The 1947-nt window shown below is 38.8% G+C and carries 3 protein-coding genes; 1 reads left to right on the top strand and 2 read right to left on the bottom strand.

Annotated elements, in window-relative coordinates; all coding sequences use genetic code 11:
- Nucleotides 1-271: GNAT family N-acetyltransferase (locus ACR2F7_RS10315; RefSeq protein ID WP_432713489.1), on the top strand; the 271-nt coding region annotated here is incomplete at its 5' end.
- A gap of 201 nt (nucleotides 272-472) precedes the next feature.
- Here ACR2F7_RS10315 and ACR2F7_RS10310 read toward each other — a convergent pair.
- On the bottom strand, nucleotides 473-1237 hold the full coding sequence (locus ACR2F7_RS10310; RefSeq protein WP_432713488.1) for an SDR family oxidoreductase: 765 nt from the start codon (nucleotides 1235-1237) through the stop codon (nucleotides 473-475).
- Nucleotides 1238-1605: 368 nt separating this feature from the next.
- Nucleotides 1606-1947, bottom strand: a 342-nt coding sequence (locus tag ACR2F7_RS10305) for a helix-turn-helix domain-containing protein (protein ID WP_432713487.1), incomplete at its 5' end; no start/stop codon positions are given.

The following is a 1947-nucleotide window of genomic DNA, read 5'->3' as shown; positions in this document are numbered from 1 at the left end:
TTTAATTAAAATGAATGACCCGGAGTACGACTTCGAACTGGCAAAAATGGCGGTTTCGCCTAAGGCACAGGGTAAGCATATTGGCTGGATATTAGGTCAGGCTATTGTAGCGGCTGCTAAAGAAAAAGGAGCAAAAAAACTGTACCTGGAAAGTAATACGGCTTTACAACCAGCAATCAATTTATATAAAAAGTTAGGCTTTACGACCATCACAGGCCGTTCTACACCTTATGAGCGTTGTAATATACAAATGGAATTAACATTGAAATAATGTTCTTCGAATAGAAATACAAATGGCTAAGAATTTTCGGTTAATTAAAGTTCAGGTCAGAAAGAAAAGACCAGCGGATTTGGAAATTGGCCAGGGTAATTAGCTATGGGCACGATGAAGCGCCTAATGATTAGCTAATCATATAGCCTGAACAGGTTAGTGCTCAGGCTTTATTGTATTTAAAATAGACTTAAGTTTTTGCTAAATATTCACGCCACCAGAAACCTCCAGGCGTTGTGCATTTACCCATTTGGCATCTTCAGTGCAGAGAAAAGCAACCACACTTCCAATATCATCTGGACGACCAACACGGCCCAAGGCAGTTAGCCCTGCTATATGTTTGTTCATGTTTAGGTTATCTCTCACTAAACCACCACCAAAATCAGTTTCAATAGCTCCCGGTGCAACGGTATTTACAGCAATGCCGCGTACGCCAAGTTCTTTAGCCAGGTAATTAGTTAACACTTCGATAGCTCCTTTCATACAGGCGTAAGCTACAAGCTGGGGTGAGGTAAAACGGGTAAGTCCGCTTGAAAGGTTAATGATACGTCCACCATCATTGATCAGTGTTAATAGTTTCTGCGTAAGGAAAAAGACACCTTTAAAATGGACGTTCATCAGTAGGTCAAACTGCTCTTCGGTCGTATCTGCAAAAGAACCTCCAAGACCAACACCCGCATTATTGATCAGGAAGTCAAAGCGGTCGGTATCAAATTTCTCTTTTAGGGTGGCTTTCAGTTGCTCTACAAAAGTGTCAAAGGGATTGACTTCACCAACGTTAAGTTGTAGTGCAGCAGCTTTCCCTCCCGCCTGTGTAATTTCTGCTACTACAGCATCTGCTTCTTGTTGTTTACTATGGTAGGTTAGTACCACAGCAATCCCTTTTTGTGCAAGTTTGATGGCCATATCTTTTCCCAAACCGCGGCTACCGCCGGTTACAAGAGCTATTTTATTTGTTGTTATCATATGTTTAAGTATTTATTTTGATGATTAATTTGAATATTGATCCTTAGTATGTCAAGTGTTTCTTGTTACCGCATAGAATGAGGTATTTAACTTCTTGAGGTAATCAAATATCATTTAAGAGCGTAAACCAAGCACTCTTCATCCCTTTTTGTTAAAAATTAATAGAGCACCTATATAATGGTCATAAGAAAACATTTGTGACCTATTGTTCCGATCATTCACATCAATTGGTAGGGTAGGGGTGGACCGACTGTTCATTTTGTTTTCCATTATTATTGTTTTAATTGGTAGAACAAAGGTCGGTATGAAAGTTACTTGCTGTTTATGAAATTCAATCCATTGTTTATGAAATTCAAATTATCAGTTTTTTAACTTCGAATAGATAGGGGTGTTAAGGTAGTTTGCTTTTTGAAAAATGCCGAAAAATGAGATACCTCTTCAAATCCAAGGCTATAAGCTATTTCTGAAATATTCCAATCGGTTTGTTTAAGGTGTGTTTTCGCTTCCTGGACTATTCTAGTAGCTATAATTTCTGTTGTCGTCCTACCGGTATTTTCTTTTAACACTTTGTTCAGGTGGTTTACATGGATGGCCAACCTGTTGGCATAATCTTTTGCAGTACGAAGATGGAGCTTTTGATGTGGTGATTCAATAGGAAACTGACGCTCCAGTAATTCGATAAACAAAGATGATACACGAACTGATGCATT

This window comes from Pedobacter sp., assembly GCF_045628745.1.
Taxonomy (GTDB): domain Bacteria; phylum Bacteroidota; class Bacteroidia; order Sphingobacteriales; family Sphingobacteriaceae; genus Pedobacter.
This window is presented reverse-complemented; position numbering and strand designations above follow the sequence as displayed.

What these genes read in the sequence shown, in the direction of transcription:
- ACR2F7_RS10310 (WP_432713488.1), bottom strand. Translation starts at nt 1,237, where the DNA reads ATGATAACAACAAATAAAATAGCTCTTGTAACCGGCGGTAGCCGCGGT.